The organism is Nostoc sp. (assembly GCF_036917135.1).
GTDB lineage: Bacteria > Cyanobacteriota > Cyanobacteriia > Cyanobacteriales > Nostocaceae > Nostoc.
On sequence record NZ_JBALEA010000089.1, the window covers coordinates 95,005 to 116,139 of the forward strand.

Sequence of the window (21,135 nt, forward strand, 5' to 3'; positions counted from 1 at the left end):
TATACAAGATATCATGAGGCAAAAACTATAGGAGGTAGCTGTGGCACGCACGATCCCGCTAGATAAAGTACGCAACATTGGTATTGCGGCGCATATAGATGCGGGCAAAACAACAACAACAGAGAGAATATTATTTTACTCTGGGATAATTCATAAAATTGGCGAAGTTCATGAAGGAACTGCCGTCACAGACTGGATGGAGCAGGAGCGGGAGCGGGGAATTACCATTACTGCTGCTGCTATCAGTACCAGTTGGAAAGATCATCAAATTAACATTATCGATACTCCAGGTCACGTAGACTTCACAATTGAAGTTGAGCGTTCCATGCGCGTGTTGGATGGTGTAATCGCCGTATTTTGTTCTGTGGGCGGCGTGCAACCGCAGTCTGAGACAGTGTGGCGTCAAGCAGAACGTTACAAAGTTCCTCGGATCGCCTTTATCAACAAGATGGATCGCACCGGAGCGAACTTTTATAGAGTTCACGAGCAAATTCGCGATCGCCTGCGGGCAAATGCGATCGCTATTCAACTACCAATTGGTAGTGAGAACGACTTCCAAGGTATCGTTGACCTAGTAGGACAACGTGCGTATATTTACGCTAATGACCAAGGAACCGATATCCAGGAAACAGATATCCCGGAAGAATTACAAGAGCAGGTAAAAGAATTCCGCACCAAGCTAATAGAAGCTGCGGCAGAAACCGATGATGCTCTGATGGCTAAGTACTTCGAGGGCGAAGAACTTACAGAACAGGAAGTTCGGACTGCCCTGCGTAAAGGCACAATTGCGGGGACAATTGTACCAGTACTTTGTGGTTCGGCATTCAAAAACAAAGGCGTGCAGTTGATGCTGGATGCAGTTGTCGATTACCTGCCAGCGCCAAGTGAAGTACCGCCAATTCAAGGCTTACTACCCAATGGCGATGCTATTGAGCGGCGGGCTGATGACAACGAACCCCTAGCGGCTCTGGCATTCAAGATTATGGCTGACCCTTACGGTCGCCTGACATTTGTTCGTGTTTATTCTGGTGTCCTGAAAAAGGGCAGCTACGTTCTCAACGCTAGTAAGAATAAAAAAGAACGGATTTCCCGCTTAGTTCTCATGAAGGCAGATGATCGGCAAGATGTCGATGAGCTGCGAGCGGGTGATTTGGGAGCAGCTCTGGGATTGAAAGATACCTTGACAGGTGACACCCTCTGTGATGATGCATCGCCAGTAATTCTGGAATCCCTATTCATTCCTGAACCTGTAATCTCGGTGGCGGTTGAACCCAAAACCAAGAACGACATGGATAAACTATCCAAGGCTCTGCAATCTCTCTCAGAAGAAGACCCCACCTTCCGTGTCCGCGTCGATCCCGAAACAAACCAAACCGTGATCGCGGGGATGGGAGAGCTACACCTAGAAATTCTAGTAGACCGGATGTTACGAGAATTCAAGGTGGAAGCGAATGTAGGTGCGCCGCAAGTAGCTTACCGAGAAACAATTCGGAAAGCTGTGAACAAAGTTGAGGGCAAATTCATCCGCCAGAGTGGTGGTAAAGGTCAATATGGTCACGTTGTGATCAATTTGGAGCCTGGAGAACCCGGTACTGGCTTTGAATTCGTGTCCAAAATTGCCGGCGGTACAGTACCTAAAGAGTACGTTGGTCCTGCAGAACAAGGAATGAAAGAAAGCTGCGAATCCGGTGTACTAGCTGGGTATCCCTTAATTGACGTCAAAGCGACGCTAATTGATGGGTCATACCACGATGTAGACTCTTCGGAAATGGCTTTCAAAATCGCTGGCTCAATGGCGATGAAAGAGGCTGTGCTGAAAGCTTCACCCGTCCTCTTAGAGCCTATGATGAAAGTTGAAGTTGAAGTTCCTGAAGACTATATCGGGAACGTCATTGGCGACCTCATCTCCCGCCGAGGGCAGATTGAAAGCCAAAGCACTGAACAGGGAATCGCTAAGGTCGCATCCAAAGTTCCACTAGCGACCATGTTTGGCTACGCCACTGATATCCGTTCAAAAACGCAAGGTCGGGGTATCTTCACTATGGAGTTCAGCCACTACGAAGAGGTGCCTCGCAGCGTAGCTGAAACTATCATTGCAAAAAGCAAAGGGAACGCTTAGTTAAAATAAGGAAATGAGCATTCATGGCACGCGCAAAGTTTGAAAGGAATAAACCCCACATTAATATCGGTACAGTTGGCCACGTTGACCACGGTAAAACTACCTTGACAGCAGCCATCACCATGACCTTGGCAGCTATGGGTCAAGCTGTAGCTAAGGGCTACGACCAAATTGATAATGCTCCAGAAGAAAAGGCACGGGGTATTACCATCAATACCGCTCACGTAGAGTATGAAACCGAAAGTCGGCACTATGCTCACGTAGACTGTCCAGGACACGCTGACTATGTGAAGAACATGATCACCGGTGCTGCCCAGATGGACGGAGGAATCCTTGTAGTAGCTGCTACCGATGGACCTATGCCCCAAACCCGCGAACACATTCTGTTGGCAAAACAGGTAGGCGTTCCCAGTCTGGTTGTCTTCTTGAACAAAGAAGACTTGATGGATGACCCAGAACTCCTGGAACTAGTGGAACTAGAACTTAGAGAACTGTTAAGCAGCTACGATTTTCCTGGTGACGACATCCCCATCGTCAAAGGCTCTGGTCTGCAAGCTCTAGAAGCAATGACCAAGAATCCCAAGACCAAACGCGGTGAAAATCCCTGGGTAGACAAAATCTATGAACTGATGGATGCTGTAGATTCTTACATCCCCACTCCTGAGCGGGATGTTGATAAACCCTTCCTGATGGCTGTAGAAGACGTGTTCTCAATTACAGGTCGTGGTACTGTCGCCACTGGTCGGATTGAGCGGGGTATTGTCAAAGTTGGCGATAACGTTGAACTAGTGGGTATCAGAGATACTAAAGCCACTACCGTAACTGGTATTGAAATGTTCAAGAAGAGTCTTGACCAAGGTATGGCTGGAGATAACGCCGGTGTACTACTCCGGGGTATCCAGAAGGCTGATATTGAACGGGGTATGGTAATTGCCAAACCAAATTCAATTAAACCTCACCTGGAATTTGAAGGTGAAGTATACGTCCTAACAGAAAAAGAAGGTGGTCGCAAGACTCCATTTTTCGCTGGCTACCGTCCCCAGTTCTATGTACGGACAACCGATGTAACTGGTACCATCAAAGCCTATACCTCTGATGAAGGTAAAGAAGTAGAAATGGTAATGCCAGGCGATCGCATCAAGATGACAGTTGAATTGATCAACGCGATCGCTATTGAACAAGGAATGCGCTTCGCTATCCGCGAAGGTGGCCGCACCATCGGTGCTGGTGTCGTCTCCAAAATTATCAAGTAGCACCTTTTCGCTCATAACAAAGGAGCAGAGATGGTATAATTCCTCTCTGCTCCTTTCTCTTCCCTCTATAAATAAGGTAATAGGTTACAGGGGACAGTTGAGAGTTTTCTGTAACCTTTACCCTGTAACCTTTAACCTGTAAATACTCCCCTAATTACGCAGAACCTGGAAAATTAAAGATGGCAACTCTACAGCAGCAAAAGATTAGAATTCGCTTACAAGCCTTTGACAGACGCTTATTAGATACATCTTGCGAGAAGATTGTAGACACAGCTAACCGCACCAACGCTACAGCTATAGGCCCAATTCCTTTACCAACAAAACGCCGGATCTATTGTGTGCTGCGATCGCCTCACGTAGATAAAGATTCACGGGAACACTTTGAAACCCGTACTCATCGCCGGATTATTGACATTTACCAGCCCTCTTCTAAGACTATAGATGCCTTGATGAAATTGGATCTACCATCGGGTGTAGATATTGAAGTCAAACTTTAATTAGTTATTAGTCATTCGTCATTAGCAAAGGATAAATGACAAATGACGTTAGTATGAATATTTACATAGCCCTGAAGAAATATATCTCAGGGCTTTTATTTAGCTAGTAAACAAATGATAGAATGTAGGGAAAGTGCGGGAAAAGCAGAGAAAAAGAAATTTTAAAGATTAAGTTTATACCAAAGTAACAATGACATCATCTTCTAAAATTGCAGTTCGTGAACTACCTCTGTTCCCGTTACCCGAAGTAGTTCTGTTTCCTACCAGGCCATTACCCCTGCACATCTTTGAATTTCGCTACCGAATCATGATGAACACGATTTTGGAGAGCGATCGCAGGTTCGGTGTTTTGATGTTCGATCCAGTCAAAGGTACAATTGCAAACACTGGTTGCTGTGCCGAAATCATTCATCATCAAAGGCTGCCAGATGATCGGATCAAGATGATGAGTTTAGGGCAGCAAAGATTTCGTGTATTAGAGTATGTTCGTGAAAAGCCATACCGCGTTGGCTTAGTGGAGTGGATAGAAGACCAACCACCAACTAAAGATTTACGACCTTTATCAACTGAAGTAGAACAGCTACTGCGAGATGTTGTGCGTCTGTCAGCTAAATTAACCGAACAAAATATCGAATTGCCAGAAGATTTGCCTGATCTACCAACAGAGTTATCTTATTGGGTAGCTAGTAATCTTTATGGTGTCGCCGCAGAGCAGCAATTATTGCTAGAAATGCAAGATACTGTAACTCGTCTAGAGCGGGAAGCAGAAATTTTAACTTCTACTCGGAATCACTTGGCAGCTCGCGCTGTTCTCAAAGACACATTTAGTGAAAAGTGAGGAGTTGGGAGTTAAAATTATGAGGAGTGAGAAGTTAGGAAAAAATAACAAAAAATAAAACATTGACAACTTATAATTGATATCCCCTAACTGATAACTTATAACTCTTAAATCCTAACTTCTCAAGTAACAGCGCTAATCGGCAAAACATTGTAAGCGCCAAGAATTTTTAAAATTTCTGTGTGGATAGTTAACTCTGCTAAAGCAGATTGCATTTGTGCTTCGTTGGCATCTGCTTCTAAATCCATGAAAAATAAATATTCGCCTAGCGATCGCTTCGTCGGACGAGATTCAATCCGGCTGAGGTTAATCCCTCGTTGAGCAAATATTTGCAAAGGTTTGACTAATGCTCCAGGTGTGTTAGCAGGCATACTAAAAGCCAAGGATGTATGACTGGTAGGCACTTTTGATGTCTGGTATCCAGCCTTCATTTCACCCTGACTTACTACCCAAAAACGAGTAAAGTTTTCTGGATTGTCGTTGATACCACTAGCAAGTATCGGCAAGTTGTATAATTGAGCAGCTCTACTAGAAGCGATCGCTGCTGCTGTTGTTTCTTGCTCTAATCCCTGTAGTGCCTCGGTTGTTGAATTGCTGGGAATAATTTGTACAGTTGGGAGAAACCGCTCTAACCATCCCTGACATTGTGCCAAAGCTTGTGGGTGAGAATAAATAGTTTTAATGCTATCTAAATTAGGCGCACAAGAAATTAATGTATGGGCAATAGGTAATACTAAAGCCAACTGAATTCGCAAACTGTCCAACTGCCAAAGTGTATCCAGTGTTGTGGTGACACTCCCTTCAATAGAATTTTCCACTGGCACAACAGCGAAGTGGGCATGACCATCGGCAACCGCATGCAGTGATTGGGATATGGTGGGATAGGGGCATAAGCATAATGTAGCTTCAACTCCCATACTTGTGCCCAGCCAGTTGATATAAAAAGCAGCTGCTTGTTCCGTGTAAGTGCCGGGTGGACCTAAATGTGCGATCAATATAGTCATGCCTTTAACCTTGAGTTGATAGTTTCACTGTCAAATTTCTGGGCAACTTTTTCATTAAATCCCTCTGAAGATTTAAGATAAACTATATTAGTTTCTACAATTTTTCCTGCATATTTATAGCGTTTTGTCAAGGCTTAATTTTTAATCTAGACTTTCTGAAAGTGAAGATAATAACGAGCGTAACAACTTTTTGCTAATAATGTATAGCTAATAAGCAACTATAATTTTCATAGTGAATAAACTATATACTTTTCTGTAATTAGATATAACTTGTTAAAAAATATTAAAATTAAGAAGAAAGATACTTTTACCCGCTCATGGCTACCCGGTTCACTGCCTCCCAATCGGTTGAAATAGCTGTTCCAGAGCAGCCTATTCCCATTCAGCAATACTTGCGTCAGCCTCAACGTCTGGTTAAGGCTTTGGTTGACAATAGCCGGATTCAGCAGCTTTCTGAGGAAGTATTTCGCTTGAAAATGCGTCCGCTAACTTTTATGTCACTAAGTATTCAACCTACTGTGGATATGAGAGTCTGGGCAGAATCAAATGGAATAATTTATTTGCGATCGCTAGGCTGTGAAATCTTGGGTTTCGAGTATATTAACCAGCGCTTTGCTCTCAATTTAAAAGGGTATTTGTCTCCGAAAGAGTTTAGCACTGGCACTCGCCTGCAAGGAAGGGCTGATTTAGAAGTGCTGGTGGATTTCCCCCCGCCATTTTCCTTCACTCCTAAGCCAATTTTAGAAGCTACTGGCAATGGTTTGCTCAAAAGCGTACTGTTGTCAGTTAAACAAAGGTTATTAAATCAACTTTTGGCGGATTATCGCTACTGGGTGATATCACAAACCAAAGATAGAGGACTTGACGGTGATAGTACTGAATTACCAATCTTGAATGCTGAGTAATTATTTCATCAGTCAGCATTTGGTAGTTTGATTTGGCAAGGACGAAAAGACTGACGATGCAGGGGCGAAGACCCGTATTGTTGCAAAGCCAGCAAATGGCGCTGGCTACCATAACCCTTGTTACACTCCAGGTTGTACATAGGGTATTTTAATGCTAGACGCATTACTAGATCGTCACGCCAAACCTTAGCAACAATACTAGCAGAGGCAATAGCGAGTGATCGCTCGTCTCCTTTGACTATTGTATGTTGTGGCAATAGCAAATCTTTGATTAACTGATTGCCATCAATCAAACAGAGGGCAGGCTGTACCTTTAACTTCAGCACAGCCCGCTTCATTGCTAACAGCGTCGCTTGCAAAATATTTATCTTGTCAATTTCAGCAGTGGAAGCAAACCCAATTTTCCAGTCTATAGCTAGCTCACAAATTTGCTGTGCTAGCTGAGTTCTACGAGAACTAGACAACTTTTTACTGTCTTTAATTTTAGCTGCCATCAGTATTGGCAAAGCGTGATCTGGTAGGATCACTGCTGCCGCCACCACAGGACCAAATAAAGCACCTCGCCCGACTTCATCTACACCTGCAAGCAACCCTGGAATCCCTGAGAAGGTAGAAAACTCTAGCCAACTAGATTGTTCCAAGGATGCCGGCGATGTTTCTACCATAAAGGAAACTAATTATCCTCGATCGCAGAGGAACGACGACGACGGCGACGACTGGCAGTAGCGCTGCTATTAGCTTCAGCTTCACTTTCATCGGCACTCTCGTTGGCGACGGCTTTTGCCGCCAAGCGTCCCGAAGGATTCACAGTCAACTCCGATGCTTCGGTTGTCTCTTCGATCAAAGATTTTTGTTCTGCTTCAATAACTTTTGGTGTGGGTATTTTGCTTGCAGTTATTTCAGGTATTGCTTTTTGAGCAATAGTGGTTATTTCAGGTGTTGCTTTTTGGACAATAGGGGTTATTTCAGGTATTGCTTTTTGGACAATAGTTGATTCTGAGGTTGATTCTGTTGGGGTAGTTGGCAATTGGCCAGGCTGAATCACATTAATAATCACAGACTTGGTATTTTTAACCTCTTGCTCTAACTTCACCAAGGGAGATATTCCCATCAAGGCAAACATATCCTGTTCTTGGAGGCTCATTTCTACAGTTCTAATTTCCGGTGGTTCTACCACTGGTTTGATTGGGTCTGCCTTGATAACTTTAGTCCGCTCTGCTCTTTCACTCCAACCTGGTTTTCCAAGGGTTGGTGAGGGGATCTCTGGTGCAACTCCTATTTCTGGTTCTACATCAATATCTAAATCTGGCTCATTGACAAAAGTCAGGGGATTGGGAACAATCCGAGTTTCATCTTTCCCATTTAAGCCATTGACACCAATTCGACTGCGGCGAGTGCGGGTACGACGCTTATCATTAAGCTCTTGATAACTAGGATGATTGATCAGATTTAGGTTACTCAATTCTGGGTCGCCATCAAATGCTTCCCCAAATCCATCATAAGTTTCTCGTGGTTCCGGGGTACGGGCAGATGGCTGACGTGGTTCTCGGTGAGGTAGGGATACAAAACGCTCACGGTCTGGTGTCTCTGCCGGTATTGGTAATCGGTTTTCGATTTCTCCAGGGAGACGCACAGTATGTCCTAAACCGCCACAGGTGGGGCAAGTTTCACCAAATAATTCGTAAATATTTTGACCCTGACGTTTGCGGGTCAATTCTACTAAACCTAGTTCGGTGAGTTGGGCAATCTGGGGACGAGCTTTGTCTGCTTTGAGTCCTTTATTAAAGTGTTCGAGAACTTGTAGTTGGTCACGTCGTGATTCCATATCAATAAAATCAACGACAATCACCCCAGCGATATTCCGCAGACGCAATTGGCGAGCGATTTCGGTTGCAGCTTCGCAGTTTGTCCACAAAACTGTTTCTCTAGCTGTTGCCGATCGCGTGAAGGAACCTGAGTTAACATCGATTACGGTTAATGCCTCTGTCGGCTCGATGATGACGTAACCTCCAGAAGGTAAGTCCACTCTGGGTTTTAGGGCTTCTCTAATGGCGGCAGTGATGCGGAAATACTCTAAAATTGGGGAGCGATCGCGGTGATGGTCAATCAACAATCCCTGCGGTGTTTGACCGCCACTCCAATTCTGCAAGTACTGTTTCACGCGCTTCAAACCAGTACTAGAATCCACAACAATCCGATTTACATCCGCGCCGTACATATCTCGCAATACGCGCTGGATAAAGTCATCGTCTCGGTTGAGCAGTGCTGGAGCGCGGGTGGAATGGGCTTCCTGCTGAATGGCCTCCCATTGCTTTTGCAGCAATTCCAAATCTTCCATAATCGCTTCTTCGGGTTTGCCTTCGGCTTCTGTACGCACGAGCAAACCCATTCCCGCCGGCTTTACCAAAATCGCCAGTGCCCGCAAGCGGTTGCGCTCACTTTCACTTTTAATTCGTCGGGATAAATTTACGCCCCGACCATAGGGCATTAGTACTACGTAGCGTCCAGGTAAGGTGATATTACCTGTGAGCCTGGGGCCTTTTGTCCCCGTTGGCTCTTTCATTACTTGCACCAAAACTTTCTGCTGTGGTGCTAGTAGTTCTGTAATTGCGGCTGCGGTACGTTTGAGCTTCAATGGCCCCAAGTCGGTGACGTGAATAAAACCGTTTCGCTCTGGATCGCCAATATTGACAAAAGCCGCATCTATCCCAGGCAATACGTTTTCTACTACTCCTAAGTAGATATCACCTATTTGATGATGACCCGTAGCAACAACGAGTTCCTGTATTTGATCTTCAGAAAAAACTGCAGCAATTTGGTGCTGCTCCGCAATGATAATTTGTTTTGGCATTCAATTTCCTCAAAAATTGGCAGCACTTACAGGTTTGAGGTTTGTTGTATCAAATCCGGTTAATTACTTATATTTCAAAACTACCCGCGTCTCCGCCTCAGTTTGAATTATCAGTGTTTTATCGGTTTGATATTATACTTTTGCTGCCCTCACAACCCTCAAAAGGCGCTACTGGTAATAAAAATCGTCAATCTGAGCTTCTAAGTTAAATAGCTATTGGCGCTCTTAAGAGCATTTCCACTGCTGATGATTCGAGAACGGCTGCATATCGTTTAAGAAATTAAATCAACCGTTAATCAACCGTCCGTGGTTGATTTGTGATGCAATACCCTCAAATCTTGAGAGTTCTGAGTTGAAAGTTCTAAATCCTGAGTAAGAATTTTAACTCAGGACGCTTTATTTGAGAGTAACCTACTGAATTCGTTAAGAAAAAGAAACTATTTCTATTTTCCATTCCCCGGATTTATCTTAGGGTTATACTCAGCAGCGCCAGTAGCCATCCTGCCTTGAGCCGCTCTAGCCTAAGACAAGCCTCGCCTTCCGCGTCTGTGAACTTCTACAAGTTGGTATAACCAACAGTAGTGCTTCAACTCTAAAAAAGTAATGCACTAGCTCGTGGGCACTACGTGGATTAGACATTCAGCAGTTGTTTAAAAAGCATGGATTTAGAGAAGCTAACCGAGCCTGCTGTTAGTTACTGATTCACAAGGTAGCTATAGAGAGAGTGTGCATTCTTTAATCTGCTTTTTGTTTGTCTAGGATAAAATCCTAGAAGTTGCACTCTAATATCTTTGCTTTCGCCCCCTGAATACCAGGGTAGTGAACCAGCTAATTCAATGCAGCGCCAGAAAATTTCTCTTCACCCTATTCTAACGCAACCTTGCTAAAAATCAATTCCTGCGATCTGCCGTGTTAGGACAACTACTAGCAAATTGGCCTACAGGGATTATACCTCTAAAATTAGCCGATTGCGGTGAATATGCAGGAGTTGAAATTCTACATTAGCCACTGTCTCTAACATAAACAGGATTTGTTCGGGACGCAACAGTAAACCGTCCTGGCGATAACTACCTAAATAACGGATCACAGATGAGATAGATTCTGCTCTGCTATTGTGGGTTTCGACTAATTCGAGTTCAAATAAGCGATCGCGCAGATTTATTAATTGGCTCTTGCCTGATTTAGTTATTTGCTCGTACCAAAACTCCTCTTTTGCTTTGATTGTATCAATCCAGTCTTGCCATTGTATAGATGTTGTTTCTGCAAGTGCTGCTACAGTAATCAAATACTCTGCCGACTCTAACAGTTGGGTAGCGGCACTTGCTTTTAAATCTATCTGCTCCACATTATATATAGGTATGTCTGTGGGCATTTCACGAGCCAACTGTTCTCGGAAAGTATCAATTTCCACTGGCACGGTTAACTCAAAATCTGCAATTTCACCACTACTAGTAGCCCCTAGAGCCAACGCAGTTGCTAGAGAAATTCGCGGCATTGGGTGAAATCCACCAGTGAAAGCGATTGGCAAGGCTGCTCGCCGCACAACTCGATCAAACAGACGGATTAAATCTAGATGGCTGATTAAAGCGATATTACCCTGTTTGCCAAACCAAACTCGCAGTCTTTGCGCCTTAGTTTTGTTGGGGATAAACTCGCCAGCGAATTTTGGGATAGCAGGTGATTCAATCACGATGTTATGCCCAAAGTCTGTGCCACAAACGCCACAGTGAGAACACCCTTCAAAAGAACAGTCGGGTACAATTGCGGCTTCTAGAGCGCGTTGCAAGTCTTCTTTGAGCCACTTTTTGTCAATCCCGGTATCAATATGATCCCAAGGAAGGGGAATATCGAGGGAGTGGGGAGTGGTAAGTGGGGAGTTAGGAGTTAGGAGTTGGGTATTTTCTCCATCTTCTCTGCTCTTGGGCGCTTCTGGGTGAAACAAGTTCCATTCGCCATTTTCTACTTGGCGGTATTTCCAATCTAAACCTGCTTGGGCGATCGCAGATCCCCAAGCACTAAAAGCTTGCTCTAAATTGTCATACCAGGAATCCATACCTGCACCTAATTCCCAGGCGCGGCGGACTACTTTGCCCAAATTGCGATCGCCTCGTCCCACAAAATCTTCCATTGCCGAAATACGGACATCGGTGAAATTTACCTTCACTCCCTTTATTCGGCGGAATTCTTGCCGCAACAGGTTTTGTTTACGCTTAAATTCAGCCGTAGAAACTGAGTGCCACTGGAATGGTGTATGGGGCTTGGGTGTAAAGTTAGAAATTGTCAGGTTAAAGTTTAGGGGTTTTCTGGCTTTACCTCGACATTCTCGCTGTAGCCAGCTTACTGTTTCCCCAATGCCCAAAACGTCAACATCCGTCTCACCCGGCAAGCCAATCATAAAATACAACTTGATTTTATCCCAGCCTTGCTCCCAAGCCGTTTTCACCCCCCGCAACAATTCTTCATTCGTCAAACCCTTGTTTACGATATCTCGCATCCTCTGAGTACCAGCTTCGGGAGCAAAAGTCAGTCCCCCTTGGCGTGTACCTCCCAGGATGTTGGCAATATTCTCATCAAATCTGTCTACCCGTTGGCTTGGTAGAGTCAGAGAAATGTTTTCATTTTTTAAGCGATTTTTGATTTCCATCCCCACTGCTGGTAGGGACAAATAATCAGAACAACTCAGAGATAGTAGAGAAAACTCATTGTAACCAGTTGCTCGCATTCCCTGTTCAATTGCTTCCACAACCTGATCGGGTTCTACATCCCGGGCTGGTCGAGTCAGCATTCCTGGTTGACAGAAGCGACAGCCACGAGTGCAACCACGCCGAATCTCAATGGTCAGACGGTCATGTACCGTTTCTACGTAAGGAACTAACCCAATGGAATATGCTGGTATGGGAGTTGCAACCCTTCGCAAAATTCGTTTTGGGATGTCTGGGCGACGAGGATGAACTGAGCCATCCTCTGCCATTTCGTAAAACTGAGGAACATATACGCCTGGTATCTGTGCCAAATCCAGTAACAGATGTTCCCGACTCAATCCTGCTTGTTTGCCTTCTTCCAACACTAAACCAATTTCTGGCAGCAGTTCTTCTCCATCCCCAAGGGCGAAAAAGTCGAAGAAGTCGGCATAAGGCTCAGGATTTGATGTCGCTGTTTGCCCACCAGCAAAAATCAAAGGATAGGAGGACTGGGTATCACTCAACTCTCCCCTGCCCTCCTGCCTCTCTCTCCACGTCAAGGGAATTCCAGCCAAATCCAACATTTCGAGGATATTAGTTGCACCCAGTTCGTAACTGAGGCTAAAGCCTAAAATGTCGAATTCTGTCAGCGATCGCTTTGACTCTACCGCAAACAACGGCGTATTAGTTTCGCGTAGTTTGGCTACCAAGTCTTGTCCTGGGAGGTAGGCGCGATCGCATAATTGACGCGGTTGGGCATTCAAGATGTTATAAAGGATGATGTGCCCCAAGTTAGATGCACCGACTTCATACACTTCTGGGTAGGTTAAAACCCAATGTATTGCTGTCGTATCCCAAGGTTTGTGTACTGCTAACAGCTCGTTACCCAGGTAACGGGCTGGTTTTGAAATATCTGACGTTATTAATCTTTCAACTGCAACAACCACTGTGCTATCTTCTAGCTACCTTAATTACAGCTACTCAACCCCAACCTTAGCATTGAATTAGCTCTTATAACAGAGTTTATCGTTGTAACTTACAACTCCTTTACATAAAGTCCACTTCTTGCCCGAACCTTTGTGCTTTTACATAAATTTATGTTACGGCCAACTCGGCTTCGCCGTCTAAGATTTCAAATATCCTATCAAGTTGCGTCAGTTCAAAAATAATTCTAATTGACGGAGCGATCGCGCAAAGTCTGAAACTCCGTCCTAAAGTAAGAGCCAACTTGTGTGTAGATAACAATGCCATCAACCCCGCGCTGTCTAAGGATTCTACCAATGCTAGATCTACTACCAAGATGGAAATACCATTTTGTGCCAACGCTGTGGTCATATCTCGTTCAAATTCCAAGGCATTTGCAGCATTCAAACACCCTTGGGGGCGAATAACTGCAATCTTGGGATAGTTAAGCACTGCTTGCATAGTTACATCCTATCGAGAATTGTGAGAGCGTCAAGCTAAGGATCATTTGAACATAAACTCTATTTTGTAGCATCGTCCTTATGTCTTAGCTCTCTTTGCTGAATCTTTATTGCTTTAGTATCTCTGTTTAAAGATTGTTATAATTCCAGGTTAAAATGTGTTTATGTATACTTTTTTTTTATCCCAGTTCAAAAACAATCAACTATAGACAGCCATAGAACAGACAAATTCATCAGTAACTATGCTGAGAAAACTTGCTTAGTCTATAACTCAACCTAATTTAGCCAAGTCTTAATGGTAGGTGAAATCTCAAGCCTTACCGTTGCTGATGTCTTGTGGCAAGGTTATCGCACATCATCTATCTAACTAATTAGGTTGTGATATATGTCACTAGTAAGTTAGTATTTGATCACTCTTTATACCTAGACTAATCGGGGATGATTATTATCATATACAGTTGGGTTATTACTTATGAGAACTCAGTACGCTATTCGTAAATTGGTAGAAAAAGCTCTTGACATTAAAAAACTAACTCCTGAGATAGAAAATGAAATAAACTCAGAACTAACGGAAAGGGGTTACATTTCTGATGTTGATTACGAAGCCTTAGAATTATTAATGGCAGAGATGGATGCTGGCCGAATCCAGTTGGTTCCTAGCCTGGGATTTTAAAATAATTCGTAATTCGTAATTCGTAATAAAGATGCTGGTATTCGCTACGGTTGATAAGGGGATGGGGAATGAGAAATTGGCAGTAGGGAGATGAGGGAGCAAGGGGAGAATGATAAATGCCCAATGCCCAATGCCCCATACCCAATCCCTATTGATATGCTTGCCAAAGTTGGTGAATAAACTGGTTGAGTTGCTGCTTCGCTGCTGAGTCAGGTTCAGTTTTTGGTTCTTTTGCTAAAACCTGACTCAAGAAGGTAATTACTTCTGTGTCTAAAGCTGGGCGAAATAAATTGGCAGGCCAAAGCAAATCAGATGCATCTCGCAAATCGGTAATTAGGGGCGATTCTTCAATAAAAGTAACCATTAATAAAGGACGCACCCAGCACAACTGACGGGAAACTACAAATTGAATGACTTCTGCATAGAGATTCCTGTCACCATGCTCTAAAGACACAATTTGTCCCGGTTGAAGAAAATCTAGGCTGATGTCCATCATTATGCACTTTGGGCAGGGGCAAGGATTATTTTGCAACTTCCTTAATCTTAAAAGTGAAAATGCGCTACGTTTAAGGAAAGCTTCTGTAAGATTATGGTAGCACTCTGACGGCAGCCATGTCTTAGACATCTGCCTCACAAGTTGCTACGCAAAACTAATACGAGCAATCCCTAGCAGCAAAGGGTTTTCCTAGCATAGTATCTGAGCAGAAATACTATAGAATAGGTGAACGACTGTTTAGCGATCGCAAAACAGAGACTTTGTTGTAGTGAAGTAACGAGAAAAGAGCAAAGAGCCGTGTCAGTTGAAACTATTCAAAAGCCTTCCACAACCCGCAAGCTCGCGCCTCGGTATCGCGTTTTGCTCCATAACGACGACTACAACTCTATGGAGCATGTTGTACAGTCACTAATAGCCACTGTACCAAGCCTTACCCAACCCCAAGCCGTGAGTATCATGATGGAAGCCCATACTAACGGGCTAGCTTTAGTCATTACTTGCGCTCTGGAACACGCTGAGTTTTATTGCGAAACATTGATAAGTCACGGTTTAAGTAGCACGATTGAACCTGATGAATAGTCAAATAATTCGTAATTCGTAATTCGTAATTCGTAATTCAAGAGGGTACAGCAGCCCACGCTGAATTTTTAATTTAGTGGAGAGCAAAACTGTGGAAAGTTCTTAGCTCAGACTGATTGGAATTACGGATTACGCATTATTTTGACCTATTTAGTATGAAAAAAAACCTTGCCCGTCTTGCTGAACGCTCTGCCCCTATCAGGCTGGGTTGTTTTATTTTGACTTTATTGTTGCTATGGTTGCCATTGGCTACACCAATATACTTACTAGTACATGATTCAAACTTAGAAAGTATATTGACATTGGTATTGTTATATGTAGTATTTATTTTTGTCCTGAGACTATGGGGTAAATATGTCTACCAACAGCCCCAAATTCTGCGACATTATGGCTTAGAATTCACGCGGCAAAATGGTGTGGATTTACTGCGTGGCTTGGCTCTGGGGATAATTAATATTCTGATAATTTTTGGGGTAGAAAGTTTGTTGGGTTGGTTGGTGTGGCAACAACCGAAAGTTTTTTTGCTGAAAGTTGTTTTAGAGGGTTTACTTGTTGGCTTAGGTGTTGGATTTGCTGAGGAATTGTTATTCCGAGGCTGGTTGTTAGATGAATTACAACGAGATTACAGTCCGCGTGTGGCACTGTGGACAGATGCAACTGCCTTTGCTACATTGCACTTTATTAAACCCTTGGAGGCAATTATTCATACACTGCCGCAATTTCCAGCTTTAGTACTGCTGGGGTTAACGCAAGTGTGGGGAAAGCGTTGGCGGAGGGGACGCTTGGGTTTTCCAATTGCTTTGCATGGTGGTTTAGTTTGGGGTTACTACATTATTAATGTTGGGGAATTAGTGAAATATTCTGGTCAGGTTCCTGATTGGGTAACTGGTGTAAATAATAATCCCCTACAAGGAGTTATGGGAGTGTTGTTAATGAGTGTACTAGCTTTGTGGATACGAGGGCGAACAGTGAAAAATTAAAAATGGGTAATGAACTTGTACAAAAATAAAATATCGGCTAAAAAGAAACTACATTAATTAATATTCCATTTAGGCAAAGTGTCAGAGTGTAGCCAAAAGGTTTTTAAAGATTCAACATCAAACAAATATTTAGGGTTATAAATAATGGATTTAGCTCGTTTGGAATATATAAAAAATGTCAATGATGATGAAGATTGGGCGTATGAAAGTTTTCCTGTTGGAGCTTACTTTCAGTTAAACTTTAAAGAGGGTATAGGTGTAGATACTCACGCCTTTTACTTACCAAAAGGATCTCTTATCATCCTTTCTCAAAAACCAGATGGGTATCATGACCGATACTTGACGCACGTAGTTGAACTGGTTAATGAGGGAAGTGAAGATAAACCTCAATGGGAAACAGGTACATGGGGTATTTTCCGATGGGTTAAGGTTCATTGGATTGCTGATTTCACAGATGTCAGCCGTATTCCTCTTGATCAGAAGGAAATGAGAGCCAATTGGAGTTTTCAGAACACTAAAGCTAAATTGTTGTCTAGTGACAACTTGATGAAGCAGTGGGGTAGTATCGATAAATTAAGAGCGCACTTAGGGGAAGTCTTTAATTAAACGATGACGCAATCTAACACCATTAAATACCAGCGATCGCAAAGAATATTAGAACTATTTGCGATCCTCATAAACTCGTCTCAACCACTGTCCCCACCACACAAGCTTTATTCAAATTAACGCCGCTCAAATTTGCACCTTCTAATTCTGCACAGAGTAAATTCGCTCCTGAAAAATTCGCCCCCGCTAAATTTGCGCCCCGCAAGTCGGCTTCTTCCAGGTTTGCTTCACTCAACAAAGTCCCTTGCAAATCGGCGCGACTCAAATCTGCACCTTTGAGATTTGCCCCAGTCAGGTTTGCACCGCGTAAGTCAGCGCCCCGCAAGTCAACGCCTTGCAAATTCACATTCATCAAATTGGCACCACTTAAGAAAGCACCCACCAATGACACATCACTGAGTCTTGCTCCCATCAAGTTAGCGCCGCGTAAATTACTACCCCGCAAGTCAGCGCCGGTTAAATCTGCTTGCATCAGGTTCGCTCCCATCAAGTTTGCCCGCAAGTCAGTTTCTTGGAGGTTTGCTCCCATCAAATTTGCCCCCTCGAAATGTCCACCTTCGAGTTTAGAACCAGCAAAATTAGTGCCTACAAGGGTAGCGCCAGCAAGATTAATCCTGCTTAAATCCAATCGGGAGAGTTCCTCGTCTTCTAAATTTGCCCCTGGAAGTTGTTTGAGTTTTCCTAATCTAATGGCTTCAATATTCATGTAAAGTAACTACCAATCTCTTCACTGATCTTGCTGTGGCTATCCCATTGGGAATCAAGTATCCAGATACCGGCGCTGAATTTGGGTGTTATCAAGGGTAAGTCGAGTCCCTGTTGTAAACCCATAACTAATAAAGCTAGGGTATCTACAAGTTTAGGGTCAAAGCGGGTAGATTGTTGCTGTCTGCACTCATCTAAAGCTTGAGTAAATATCAGTTCCCGGCTTTGATTTGACGATTTTCGCTCATTGAGTCGCCACTGAAAATGTGCCAACAATGCCAAAATTCTCGACTCTAGGGGTATTTCATCTCCAGCTAAACCTGCTGGTTCCCCTGTGCCATTCCACCACTCGCTTTGGTGAGTAATAATTTGGGCAACTGCTCGCAGCCGTGGCATAGTTCGCAATACTTGCGCCCCTGGTACTAAGGGACAAGTTAAGGGAGAACTGGGGGCATCTTCTTGGTAGCGTGTGGCTATACCGCCAGTGAGTAAGCTTTCTGCTTTTTGTAATGGATCTATGCGATGTAACAAAGCCGCTAGCCGCAACCTCTTAATCTGCCATGCGGGAAGATCCAAAAGCTGGGCGATCGCTTCAGCAAGTACTACTACTTCCGCAGCTGCCATTGGATTGTTGACATCTGCCATATCCATCAGTTGCGCCATTCGCAAAAAGGCTTGGATTTCGTTAGAAACCAAGTTGCGATCTAGGGTTTGTTTCTGAAGCGCTGTAGGGATGGATAAATTATCTTGCCCAGTCTGGAGGTAATCTACTACACGGGAGACAACTGCACCTAAATTTTGGGATCTGTCCATTGACGGTACAATTTGTTCTTTATCGGCTGTGAGTTTTTTTGCCAGTTCTGGGTTGTATTTTTTGATGTGAGCGATCGCTATTTCTGCTGTATCTTGCACTAACTCTGGCTCAAATGTCCACAAACCATAGAATTTACGCTCTAAGTCTGATGTCGGCACTCCCGCGCTGCCATAATCTGCCTCTGATAATTCTTGACAAATTACCATTGCTGTGTATTTAGGCGATAAAATAATTAAGTGCCACTCCTGTTCAACTGGATCGCCTGCATCTAATCCTACTAAGTCTACATTGGGTAGCTGGCTGGTGGGATGTTTAGCAAAACCGGATTCAGAGGCAGCCATGATCGCAATTTGGCGGCTGTGCTGGGCGATGTCTGCATATCGTTCAGCTTCTTGTAGATACCATTTCCCCTGTTGGAAGGCTGTGATCACTAGGGGTGTACCGTCATCGGTTAAGATATGGTCTTCTAGGGCGTGGCACAGGGCAACTAGGGTATTTTTGTAGTAAACACCGAATCGAATTGGCCTGGTGGTATGGCGATGGGCTGTTTCTAGCTGTTGTAGGATTGAACCTTCTAACATGGGATTTGGTAAAAATAACCGCAGAGGCACAGAGGAAGAGAGTGAGAGAAATTCAGAATTCGTGTTTTCTAGGATACACCTGCTAACTGTTTTTCTTTCGTCTCTAATGGTGCTGTAAGTGCTGCTTCTAAATCAGCACAACCCAGCTTTTCTTCTAAGATTTTCATGACTTCGCGCCCGAAGTCGTTGGGGTTTTGTTGCCAAGCTTGCAAGCAAACTTCACCGAAAAATGAACCAAGGGGTTCAGGATTCCAAAGGAGTTTTTTGGCTGTCCACGGCATCAAACTCATTGGATCATACCCTGGTTTGAGGATGCCTTCTTTGAAAGCATATTCTTCTAAGTGAGTATGGGGTTGTAGTCCAATAAAAAAGATGGCGGGTTCGACTTTATCAGCACCGAAAATCCGTTCTAGTTCGCGGTGATAAGCAATGGTTTGGCGGATGGTTTCGGGACGTTCGTCAATAACGTTAAAGGAGTAGTTGACGGAAACCAAATCGTTAAAACCAGCTGCTTTTAAGTCACGGCAATTTTGCAAGACGTTTCGCAGGTTATACCCCATCCGCATTTTTCGCACGAGTTCTTGAGAACCACTGGTAATCCCGATTTCAAAGTAGTTCATCCCGGTTTTCGCCATCAAGTCACACAATTCGGGTGTCAAATTGTCGGCTCTGATATATGCTGCCCAGTGGATATCTGTCATACCAGAATCGACGATTTTTTGCAATAGTTCTACGGCATCGGCGATAAATTTTTTCGCTGGGATGAATTGGGCATCGGTAAACCAGAAATTGCGAATGCCGCGATCGTATAATTGGCGCATCTCCGCAACTACTTCATCTGCTGGGTTAATGCGTACTTGTTTACCTTCGACGACGGTATAGACGCAATAACAGCAGTTGTGAGGACAACCACGCTTAGTTTGTACACCTATATAAAAGTCTTGCTCTTGCAGGTAATAGTTAAATTCCGGCCAGATGCTTTCGATATAGTCGTAGTTACAAGCTGTTTTTTCGATTGGGGTGGGTTGTTCGTGGATTAGCCGTTGACGTGGTTGGGCTTCTCCCGCAACGTAACAGCGTTCATCTCGAAAATCTCTGCCACTTAAAAGTTTTTCTAGCAGGGTTTCGCCTTCACCCACAGAAATAATTGCCCCTTGGGGTAAGCTTTTACCCAATTGTTCGTAAAATACGCTGACTGCACCACCACCGACAACTACACGCGCATCAGGATTATATTTTTGGGCACGTTTTAAACCGCGTTTGATTAAACCCTGGTTTTGCCACAACTCTACATAGTAAGCAATGAAGATTCGCAAACCGCCCAATCCCCCGCGTAGTTTCAACAGAGGATTCTTGGCGTAATAAAATTCAAAGGCGTTTTGTAGTGGGTTGCCACCACGTCCACCAACCGGGGCATAAATTTGAATATCCCGCCAAGAAAATACTATTAGTGTCGGTTTAAATTCATCAATACAGCGATCCAAAGCCGAACTGTAGTCTAAAGGTGGCACTGTTCCTAAATCAAAGATGCGCTGTTCAATATTAGGAAACTGCTTGTGTACATGATCGCTCAGGTAGACAACCCCAATCGGAAAGATGGGGTTACAAGGAAGGCGAACGTAAAGAATTCGATTTTCCGTCATCTGTGTTTTAACTTCCATCTTGCCAATCTTTAGGAGAAAGCGAGAGAAACATCCAGTTTGAAAGCGTGTGCTTGTTTTGTTTTATTTATTACAATCTTACTTGACATTTCAAGCAATTGTTGGTAAGGATGAATCTGCCGTTAGCGACTGCGGGAAATGCTAAAATCGCTGTGCATAAAACGTGCATGGAATCTATAAGAGGCTTTATGAAGACATTTTTCATATAGCTTTACCATAACATTGAGTTTATTCATTAAGCGATGATCCCAGACGATTAATTCTGGGATAGGTGAAACAGCAAAACTCACTTCTTCGCTAGGCGAAAAGCAAGGGGATCATGGTTATGTCAATTTCCTAATTATCTGGCTTAAGAGAATTAAAATAATGGCTTTTCAGTACTTGTTATGCTAAACTAATAATTAAAATGCCAATTCAATAAGCATCTTACTCTAAAATTATTAAAGTTTCTGAACCCATAAGCTGAAC

At 43.7% G+C, this 21,135-nt stretch carries 18 protein-coding genes; 9 read left to right on the forward strand and 9 right to left on the reverse strand.

Going from position 1 to position 21,135, the window contains the following annotated elements; translation table 11 throughout:
• Positions 1 to 40: 40 nt before the first annotated feature.
• From fusA to V7K50_RS28070, 4 genes are all read left to right on the forward strand, one after another.
• Positions 41 to 2,119 carry an elongation factor G gene (gene fusA, locus V7K50_RS28055; protein ID WP_334965885.1) on the forward strand — a complete coding sequence of 693 codons (2,079 nt, stop codon included), beginning with the start codon at positions 41 to 43 and terminating at the stop codon, positions 2,117 to 2,119.
• A 23-nt stretch (positions 2,120 to 2,142) separates the two neighbouring features.
• Positions 2,143 to 3,372 carry an elongation factor Tu gene (tuf, locus tag V7K50_RS28060; protein ID WP_334965887.1) on the forward strand — a complete coding sequence of 410 codons (1,230 nt, stop codon included), beginning with the start codon at positions 2,143 to 2,145 and terminating at the stop codon, positions 3,370 to 3,372.
• 179 nt (positions 3,373 to 3,551) lie between these two features.
• On the forward strand, positions 3,552 to 3,869 hold the full coding sequence (gene rpsJ / locus V7K50_RS28065; protein ID WP_008232935.1) for a 30S ribosomal protein S10: 318 nt from the start codon (positions 3,552 to 3,554) through the stop codon (positions 3,867 to 3,869).
• Between the two features lie 190 nt (positions 3,870 to 4,059).
• A complete protein-coding gene (locus V7K50_RS28070; RefSeq protein WP_334965889.1) occupies positions 4,060 to 4,707 on the forward strand; it encodes an LON peptidase substrate-binding domain-containing protein in 648 nt (215 codons plus the stop codon).
• Positions 4,708 to 4,829: 122 nt separating this feature from the next.
• On the opposite strand, the gene pheA is transcribed toward V7K50_RS28070, so the two are convergent.
• Complete coding sequence (pheA, locus tag V7K50_RS28075; protein WP_334965891.1) at positions 4,830 to 5,711, reverse strand: prephenate dehydratase; 882 nt, start codon at positions 5,709 to 5,711, stop codon at positions 4,830 to 4,832.
• Positions 5,712 to 6,028: 317 nt separating this feature from the next.
• On the opposite strand from pheA, the gene V7K50_RS28080 reads away from it, so the two are divergent.
• Positions 6,029 to 6,616, forward strand: coding sequence for a DUF1997 domain-containing protein (locus V7K50_RS28080; protein ID WP_334965893.1), 588 nt, complete (start codon positions 6,029 to 6,031; stop codon positions 6,614 to 6,616).
• 8 nt (positions 6,617 to 6,624) lie between these two features.
• On the opposite strand, the gene V7K50_RS28085 is transcribed toward V7K50_RS28080, so the two are convergent.
• The 4 genes from V7K50_RS28085 to V7K50_RS28100 all read right to left on the reverse strand — a co-directional run bounded on the left by V7K50_RS28085 (position 6,625) and on the right by V7K50_RS28100 (position 13,573).
• Positions 6,625 to 7,281, reverse strand: coding sequence for a ribonuclease HII (locus V7K50_RS28085; protein ID WP_334965895.1), 657 nt, complete (start codon positions 7,279 to 7,281; stop codon positions 6,625 to 6,627).
• Between the two features lie 8 nt (positions 7,282 to 7,289).
• Positions 7,290 to 9,467: an Rne/Rng family ribonuclease gene (locus V7K50_RS28090; protein WP_334965896.1), complete on the reverse strand. Its 2,178-nt coding sequence runs from the start codon at positions 9,465 to 9,467 to the stop codon at positions 7,290 to 7,292.
• A 946-nt stretch (positions 9,468 to 10,413) separates the two neighbouring features.
• Positions 10,414 to 13,095: a TIGR03960 family B12-binding radical SAM protein gene (locus V7K50_RS28095; protein ID WP_334965897.1), complete on the reverse strand. Its 2,682-nt coding sequence runs from the start codon at positions 13,093 to 13,095 to the stop codon at positions 10,414 to 10,416.
• 148 nt (positions 13,096 to 13,243) lie between these two features.
• Positions 13,244 to 13,573: an STAS domain-containing protein gene (locus V7K50_RS28100; protein ID WP_334965898.1), complete on the reverse strand. Its 330-nt coding sequence runs from the start codon at positions 13,571 to 13,573 to the stop codon at positions 13,244 to 13,246.
• A gap of 471 nt (positions 13,574 to 14,044) precedes the next feature.
• Between V7K50_RS28100 and V7K50_RS28105 the strand changes: the two genes are divergently transcribed.
• Positions 14,045 to 14,245: a hypothetical protein gene (locus V7K50_RS28105; RefSeq protein WP_334802212.1), complete on the forward strand. Its 201-nt coding sequence runs from the start codon at positions 14,045 to 14,047 to the stop codon at positions 14,243 to 14,245.
• Between the two features lie 148 nt (positions 14,246 to 14,393).
• Here V7K50_RS28105 and V7K50_RS28110 read toward each other — a convergent pair whose 3' ends face one another.
• On the reverse strand, positions 14,394 to 14,738 hold the full coding sequence (locus V7K50_RS28110) for a hypothetical protein (protein WP_334965918.1): 345 nt from the start codon (positions 14,736 to 14,738) through the stop codon (positions 14,394 to 14,396).
• A gap of 300 nt (positions 14,739 to 15,038) precedes the next feature.
• Between V7K50_RS28110 and clpS the strand changes: the two genes are divergently transcribed.
• The 3 genes from clpS to V7K50_RS28125 all read left to right on the forward strand — a co-directional run bounded on the left by clpS (position 15,039) and on the right by V7K50_RS28125 (position 16,906).
• Positions 15,039 to 15,320 (forward strand): ATP-dependent Clp protease adapter ClpS, encoded by a 282-nt coding sequence (gene clpS / locus V7K50_RS28115; RefSeq protein ID WP_012410249.1) that lies wholly within the window; start codon positions 15,039 to 15,041, stop codon positions 15,318 to 15,320.
• Between the two features lie 155 nt (positions 15,321 to 15,475).
• On the forward strand, positions 15,476 to 16,300 hold the full coding sequence (locus tag V7K50_RS28120) for a CPBP family intramembrane glutamic endopeptidase (RefSeq protein WP_334965900.1): 825 nt from the start codon (positions 15,476 to 15,478) through the stop codon (positions 16,298 to 16,300).
• Between the two features lie 144 nt (positions 16,301 to 16,444).
• The gene (locus V7K50_RS28125; RefSeq protein WP_334965902.1) at positions 16,445 to 16,906 is read left to right on the forward strand and encodes a hypothetical protein; all 462 of its coding nucleotides are present in this window, start codon (positions 16,445 to 16,447) and stop codon (positions 16,904 to 16,906) included.
• Between the two features lie 67 nt (positions 16,907 to 16,973).
• Here V7K50_RS28125 and V7K50_RS28130 read toward each other — a convergent pair whose 3' ends face one another.
• From V7K50_RS28130 to V7K50_RS28140, 3 genes are all read right to left on the reverse strand, one after another.
• Complete coding sequence (locus V7K50_RS28130) at positions 16,974 to 17,612, reverse strand: pentapeptide repeat-containing protein (RefSeq protein WP_334965904.1); 639 nt, start codon at positions 17,610 to 17,612, stop codon at positions 16,974 to 16,976.
• Positions 17,609 to 19,006 (reverse strand): DICT sensory domain-containing protein, encoded by a 1,398-nt coding sequence (locus V7K50_RS28135; protein WP_334965906.1) that lies wholly within the window; start codon positions 19,004 to 19,006, stop codon positions 17,609 to 17,611. Before V7K50_RS28135 ends, V7K50_RS28130 begins: the two co-directional genes overlap by 4 nt.
• Before the next feature lie 68 nt (positions 19,007 to 19,074).
• The gene (locus V7K50_RS28140) at positions 19,075 to 20,667 is read right to left on the reverse strand and encodes a photosystem II high light acclimation radical SAM protein (protein WP_334965908.1); all 1,593 of its coding nucleotides are present in this window, start codon (positions 20,665 to 20,667) and stop codon (positions 19,075 to 19,077) included.
• Positions 20,668 to 21,135 lie beyond the last annotated feature (468 nt).